Annotated in this window: 8 protein-coding genes, 2 tRNA genes and 1 other RNA gene; 5 read left to right on the forward strand and 6 right to left on the reverse strand. The window is 45.5% G+C overall.

Features of this window, described 5'->3' with window-relative positions:
* Positions 1-74: 74 nt before the first annotated feature.
* On the reverse strand, positions 75-1,202 hold the full coding sequence (locus EAO36_RS04955) for a DUF354 domain-containing protein (protein ID WP_120948004.1): 1,128 nt from the start codon (positions 1,200-1,202) through the stop codon (positions 75-77).
* The gene (locus EAO36_RS04960) at positions 1,202-1,900 is read right to left on the reverse strand and encodes a 5'-methylthioadenosine/adenosylhomocysteine nucleosidase (RefSeq protein ID WP_120948003.1); all 699 of its coding nucleotides are present in this window, start codon (positions 1,898-1,900) and stop codon (positions 1,202-1,204) included. The genes EAO36_RS04955 and EAO36_RS04960 overlap by 1 nt, the downstream gene beginning before the upstream one ends.
* Positions 1,901-1,993: 93 nt before the next feature.
* On the opposite strand from EAO36_RS04960, the gene EAO36_RS04965 reads away from it, so the two are divergent.
* A tRNA-Ser gene (locus EAO36_RS04965) sits at positions 1,994-2,084 on the forward strand.
* 144 nt (positions 2,085-2,228) lie between these two features.
* Here the strand turns inward: EAO36_RS04965 and EAO36_RS04970 are convergent.
* Positions 2,229-2,304: transfer RNA gene (locus EAO36_RS04970), tRNA-Phe, on the reverse strand.
* Positions 2,305-2,390: 86 nt separating this feature from the next.
* Here EAO36_RS04970 and EAO36_RS04975 point away from each other — a divergent pair.
* Genes EAO36_RS04975 through EAO36_RS08945 form a run of 4 tightly spaced genes read left to right on the forward strand, consistent with a single transcriptional unit; the run spans position 2,391 to position 4,009 of the window.
* Entirely contained in the window at positions 2,391-3,143 is a 753-nt protein-coding gene (locus EAO36_RS04975) for an exodeoxyribonuclease III (RefSeq protein WP_120948060.1), read from the forward strand.
* A gap of 54 nt (positions 3,144-3,197) precedes the next feature.
* Positions 3,198-3,692: a 4Fe-4S binding protein gene (locus EAO36_RS04980; protein WP_120948059.1), complete on the forward strand. Its 495-nt coding sequence runs from the start codon at positions 3,198-3,200 to the stop codon at positions 3,690-3,692.
* Complete coding sequence (locus EAO36_RS08940) at positions 3,679-3,810, forward strand: chaperone NapD (RefSeq protein WP_235852221.1); 132 nt, start codon at positions 3,679-3,681, stop codon at positions 3,808-3,810. Before EAO36_RS04980 ends, EAO36_RS08940 begins: the two co-directional genes overlap by 14 nt.
* Entirely contained in the window at positions 3,803-4,009 is a 207-nt protein-coding gene (locus EAO36_RS08945; protein WP_235852220.1) for a chaperone NapD, read from the forward strand. Before EAO36_RS08940 ends, EAO36_RS08945 begins: the two co-directional genes overlap by 8 nt.
* Here EAO36_RS08945 and EAO36_RS04990 read toward each other — a convergent pair.
* The 3 genes from EAO36_RS04990 to EAO36_RS05000 form a co-directional block, all read right to left on the reverse strand.
* Positions 4,006-4,548 carry a hypothetical protein gene (locus tag EAO36_RS04990; RefSeq protein ID WP_120948002.1) on the reverse strand — a complete coding sequence of 181 codons (543 nt, stop codon included), beginning with the start codon at positions 4,546-4,548 and terminating at the stop codon, positions 4,006-4,008. The two genes, EAO36_RS08945 and EAO36_RS04990, sit on opposite strands and share 4 nt — an antisense overlap.
* A gap of 37 nt (positions 4,549-4,585) precedes the next feature.
* Positions 4,586-4,944, reverse strand: a transfer-messenger RNA (tmRNA) gene (gene ssrA / locus EAO36_RS04995).
* Positions 4,945-5,130: 186 nt separating this feature from the next.
* A complete protein-coding gene (locus tag EAO36_RS05000; RefSeq protein WP_235852219.1) occupies positions 5,131-6,189 on the reverse strand; it encodes a type IV secretion system protein in 1,059 nt (352 codons plus the stop codon).
* Positions 6,190-6,424 lie beyond the last annotated feature (235 nt).

Genomic DNA, 6,424 nt, shown 5'->3' on the forward strand with positions numbered 1-6,424 from the left:
ACACTTTTAAAAATAATAAAATGGCAATGAAAAAAATCTATAGCAACTTCTCAAAGATACACCTATTTTCGTGGTTACAGACCGCCAAATACAGCCCCAATACTGCCCATATTACCCATTGCCTCAAAAAAGAAATCAAAGTTGGGTTTGCCCTTGATGAAGAATGCCCTTGCTTTTTTACGTCTTTGGGCTTGGATAGAGAGGCGATTAGCATGCGCATTCTTGCCATAGAGGGCTAGGATTTTCTGGACAAAATCTAGCACCTCTAGGGAGGTGCTGGCATGCGCCATCAAGCCATGTTGGAGCAAATAGCAATCGTGATAAAGCCAAAGCGAACGGGTGGAGATGGTGGGCAAGCCAAAATAACAACTCTCTAAATTCATCGTCCCCCCGCCCCCGACCATCACATCGCTATGAGCATACAAACTCAGTGCACTAAATTTTTGCTCCAAGACATAAACATTCTCCAAACCCTGAAAGGCTTGTTGGAGTGGGGCAGGATTGTAACGCGTAATCAGGGCAATATTCACATCTAGGGCATTGAGTGCCCGCACACTTTCATAGATGAGATTAGATCGCACACGCACATAGTGGGCTTGTTCCTCCTCACGCACCAAAATAGTCGGGCGGGTGGTTTTAAGCCCACAAACCTGCCTAAAATCGGGGGGCGATTCTTCTGTGTTGATCCAAAGCACTGGATCGATAAAGGGATAGGTTAGGACATTGTGTGCGCCAGCTTGCTGGTAGGCACTCTTGGGCACAACAAAGGGGGCAAAGATCACATCAGCTAAAGGGGCACTGAGTTTGGCTAATTTGGTCGGTGCTAGTGATGCAAGGTTAGGCTCTTTAGGATCAAGCCCTAAGCTAGGCGTATCTAAAAAATAAGCGATAGGGATTTGCAAGGCAAAAGCACTTTGCACGGCTTCCACACTTGCGCCCACCACCAAGAGATCGGGGCGTTGATCTTTAAAAAGAGTCAAAAACCATTGGCTGCGTTTTAAACGCTCGTGGTATTTTTCCTCCAAGCTCTCCCCCCGCCCACCAAAGCACACATAGGGCAAGCCATAGAGATCTAAAAGCGCGCGTGTCTCTTGATAATTGGGACTGCTCCTAGTGGTGATTAAAATCTCGCCGGGCAAAAGGGGGATGAGTTCTTTAAAAAATAAAACATATTTGGGATCAATGATGTCTAGCCAAATCATTAATCAGCAAGTCTGCCCAACATGTTAAAGACAAATTGCGCACTGATCTGTGCGCTTTGGTGCAAGAATTGATCAAAATCGCCCGGGGCTTCCCCGTTAGCCTTGTCGCTCACGCTCCTTAAGACACAAAAGGGGACATGGAAGGCATGGCAAACAAAAGCGACCGCTGCACCCTCCATTTCCACCACCGCCGCGCCAAAGTTTTGCGCCCATTCTTGTTTGCGCCCCGGATCGCTCACAAATTGATCGCAAGTGGCGATCACGCCCTCTTGGAGTGGGATACCCAAATTTTGGGCTGTCTGTCTAGCCAAATCATTTAATGTAGGGTCGCTGGTAATAAATACCGCACTCTCGGGGATAAAACCCAAAGGATGCCCAAATGCGCTCAAATCCACATCGGCTTGGCAAAGCTGGGTAGCCAAAAGCAGGTCATTGATATTCAAATGCGGTGCTAACCCACCAGCCACGCCACTAAAAATCAAGGCCTCAATGCCATAGCGCAAAATCATCGTACTCGCTGTCAAGCTGGCATGCACCTTGCCAATCTTGCTGTAAGCCAAGATAATTTGGGAATTTTGGAAAGGGATGGTATAAAAAGTATTCCCCCCGACTTGTTCTGTTGTGTGGGCGGGGAACATCTCTAAAAAAGGTTCGATCTCCTCACGCATCGCCCCCATTACGCCGATTGTTTTAAACATGTTTATCCTTAATGATTTATTCTCTGTTTATTCTAGCATATTAAGCTTTCTCTTAGTGGCAAACGACTAGAATTGTACTTTGTGTGTCAAAAGGGACAGGTGGGTGAGTTGGCTGAAACCACATCCCTGCTAAGGATGCGTAGCTGCAAGGTTACCGAGGGTTCGAATCCCTCCCTGTCCGCCACTTTGATTCCCCCTATATTATTCCTCTAAAGTCCAGATTCAGCACCATTGGAGTTCTTGCTTGTATTTTGGTGGAATCAAAATGAGAGAAGGGTTTTTGGTTATGCAACAAGCAACTTGGATTGTTAGTAACTAGGTAAAAGGATGGTGGCTTGAGGCGGAATCGAACCACCGACACGAAGATTTTCAGTCTTCTGCTCTACCGACTGAGCTATCAAGCCTTGAAAACAAGAGCCAATTATACTACAAGGGTCTCTAAAATTTACTTAAAATCGTTATAATAAATCCCAAAATGCAAGAGGCGATGGTGTATTTAATTTCTTGGAATGTCAATGGTTTGCGTGCATGCATGCAAAAGGGTTTTAGAGAGTTTTTGGAACAGAGCGGGGCGGATATTTTCTGCGTGCAAGAAACCAAGATGCACCCCGAGCAAGCTAATTTTATCTTTCAAGATTACACCTCTTTTTGGAATAGCGCACAGAAAAAGGGCTATAGTGGGGTCTTGACCTTGAGCAAAAACGCACCGATTAGCACCACTTATGGGATTGGTGTTGCCACACATGATCTAGAAGGGCGGGTTGTAACTTGCGAATATGCGGATTTTTATTTGGTGAATGTGTATGTGCCCAACTCCCAAAGGGGCTTGTTGCGCCTTGATTACCGCTTAGAATGGGAGGAGGCTTTTAGGCAATTTTTGGCAGATTTGATGGGGCATAAGGCGGTGGTGGTGTGTGGGGATTTGAATGTCGCCCATAAGGAGATTGATTTAAAAAACCCAGAGCGCAACCACCATAACGCCGGCTTTAGTCCTGAGGAACGCCATGCTTTCGACCGGCTTTTAGACTTGGGCTTGATTGACACCTACCGCCATTTTTACCCCAACCAACAAGGAATTTACACTTGGTGGAGCTATATGAATGAGGCTAGGGCTAGGAATATCGGCTGGCGTATCGACTATTTTTTAGTTTCTCACACACTCCAAGAACAGCTCAAAGATGCCTTGATTTACCCACACATCTTGGGGAGCGATCATTGTCCAGTAGGGCTTGAAATATTTTAAAGATGGTTACTGCAGAGATGGAAATTGGCAAGCTGATAGATTACAGAGATGGGCATGAAAGCAAGAAAACCCTTTAGAGAGATTTTTAACTCCAAACAAAAAATACCCCCAGTCCCCTTGCCCTATTTTGATCACGCTAAGTCTTCTCTTTGTTTGGATTGTGTGGGGGCGTGCGTACCTGCTTGTCCGGAAAAAATCGTGATCAAGCCTGAGCAACACATACCTTACTTGGACACCCAACAAACGGGTTGTACCTTTTGCCGGGCTTGCCAACAAGCATGCCAGTCGTGTGGAGGTGTGTTGCAGGAGACAAGGGGCGATCGAATCGAGGCATTTGCTTATTTGGATCGCCAGGCGTGTTTGAGTTACCAACGCGTGGTTTGTTTTGCGTGCAAAGATGCATGCCCCATAGATGCGATCCATCTTAGAGGGATGTTCGATCCGCATGTCCAAGAGTCATGTGTGGGCTGTGGCATGTGTGTGGGTGTGTGCCCAAGCAGTGCTATTTCACTCATTCCATTTCATGGAGGTTTAGATGAATATTTCTAGCGTGATTATCAAAGTGGATTTGGAGCACTTTGAGGATGTTTTAGAGGCACTTAGGCTGATTCCACATGTGGAAGTGCCTATTTTGATCAAAAAAGGGGATTGCGATCGCTTTGATTGAAGCGCAGAGCGTACAGGAAGAATTGGGAGCCAATAGACAGATTGAAGCCACTCCGGGGGTGATTAGTGCCCATATGCATTATAGCTACTCTGAAGATGACCCCCAAGCCCAAGAACTCCAAGAGATCGTCAAACAAATCGAGGGGGAGGATAATACACCCGTGCGCTATAGAGGCGATGTGCGCAATTGGATGGACTAGTTAGCTTTTCTGGTGTTTAACCACTGGGATTTGAGATCAAGGGCTGTTTGTAACGAGGCTTCTAGTTGGGTTAAAATACTCGTGATGGGGGTAAAATCAACACTCCCTTGTGGCGTATCCTTGATCCGTTTTTGCAAGGCGGTGGTGAGCTGGATAGCTTGATCAAAATCAATAGGGGCTTGGATCGCTTTTTTAAAGACCGACTCTATTTTGTCCTTGGTGTCCGTCTTGCCACCAGCAGTGTTACTGGGAGTGTTGTTTGGGTTAGGATTATTGGCGGACAGAAGTGCTTGGATTGTTTGCAAGTCTTGGTAGATTCCATTGAGTTCCTTAACTTGTGGGTAGGTCGCTCCCCTATCGATCGCCTTTTCTAGCATTGCATGGCTCACAGTAACCAATTTTGTCGCTAATTCCGCACTCTTGGCTTGTTCGTTGGAAAGTGCTTGGATATCAATGGCGCGCAAAGGGGAAAGAGCCCAAAAAACCAACACGATCCAAAACACAGAGCCTACTAGATGTTTGCAATACTGAAGTCTCATCGCTTTTTATCCTTCTAGATTGTGATCGTTGGTAAAATGGTGGAGCTGTGGGGAATCGAACCCCAGTCCAAAAACTACATCCATCCGTGGGCATCTACATGCTTAGAGAAGTTTTGGATTTTCTGGTCTTTCTAGCCCAACTCCTCAAGAACTTAAGAAAAACCCTAGCCCTAAGCTTACTTTAAAAACGGGCACTTTTTAAAGGCAACTGGCTAAAAATGATGGAACGCCCAGCCAACACCAGTCGATTCGCCAAGCTTCCAGCTCCTTACGCTACTTTAGCGTAGTTAGGAGCGTAATTAGGATTATTTACGCTTATTGTTTGTGTCGTTTAACAAGAGACACTTGGCATGCAACCCACGCAACGCAATCTCTGTCGAAATCCTAGTCAGCCCCATTTAGCCATAAATAACCTAAAGGGATTCATTCTAGCACAAAATTCTTATAGTTTTTTTAAACTAACTAGGTTTTGCGCACATGCACAGGGACTTTTTTGCATCTCATGTATTTTACCCGTGCAAGCCTCTAGGCCAAAAACCAGCACAAGAGTCCCCAAACAATATCCTATTTTTATTGGCATACTCATCCTTGGTGTGTTTGTCTGATGTCTATACTGGGTTCTGATAGGGTCTGAATCTTAAAAGAGGGTTTTTGACTCCAATGGCGGCTCTCTTGGGTTTCTGTGTTGTTAGAATCCACTAAACTTGTATGCTCCACACACCCTACACTCTGCAATAGCGCACTCTTGCTCAAAGTGGCCATAGAGATCATGTCTTGGAGTGTTCCTTGTGTGTGGAAGAGGGAATGGATAAAATGGGGGACTCTGCAGACCAGAAATAACACCAATAACGAACTCACCACTAAGATCACAGATGATCCAATTGGGGCATGGGCATTGTCTAAATGCGTGGGGATGGTGCTGATTAGGGTTTGCACCACGTGGGCATTATAAAAGGCAACTAAAAAGACAATGGGTTGGTAAAGGCTCAAGGCGGTGCATTTTTTAAGGTAGAGCCATAACATCGATCTGGTGGCAACAAAAAAGCCGAGGGGCAACATTAACGCCCCAAATGCCAGCCAAAGATAAATCTCAATAGAAACGATCAAGACAAGGACCAAAATCAAGGTTAAAAGCGCGCCTTGAGACAAAATGAGTGCGCCCATTAAAAGCATAGATGGATTGGCATTAGTCTGTTGGTGGGTGATCTCGGATAAAATCCAAACCAAAGTGTGGAAAGTTTGGTTGATGAGAAACTCTAGGCTAAGTTGCTGGGCGTCTAAGCCCAGTGTTTGGCCAGAAGCCTTTAAGCTTTCTTGTACCAATTCCATGAGACTATCAGAGGCATAAAAGATGGTTGTTTTTAGCCACGTATAAAAGGCTTGGGGGTGTTGCATGGCATAATTAAAAAGCACAAAAAAGCCGGCAAAACTAGCTAGACTAAAGAGAGTCCGCCACCTGAACATATCGGCATGTTGCACCCTTTGGTAAGCCCAGATCATCATAGCCAAGACCACTAAAGCGTTTGCCAGAAGTTGGAACTTGACCACTTGGAGCATTTGCAAGCCAATATGCTGGATCAAAGCGTGGGTGGGGTCCATAAAAAAATGCAAAACGCTTTGATAAAGCTCTGGTACCGACAAATCAAAACCTTTGGCTTAAATGCTCCATTATAATGAAGTTTGCACCCAAAAACCATTAAGAAACACCGCTAAGTTGGACCTAATAGCAGAGTCTATATCTGAGATGCCTTTTGTCCCCTCCTGGTTATCTTGTCGTGCCTTTGATAATCTTTGTGTTGATCTGGGGAGCTTTGGCAATCCCCCTTGATTGGTTTTTATTCCTCATCCTCATTTTTGGGTTTGGGAGGGGGAGGGG

Origin of the sequence: Helicobacter mehlei (assembly GCF_003660265.1) — a bacterium.
Lineage (GTDB): Bacteria > Campylobacterota > Campylobacteria > Campylobacterales > Helicobacteraceae > Helicobacter > Helicobacter mehlei.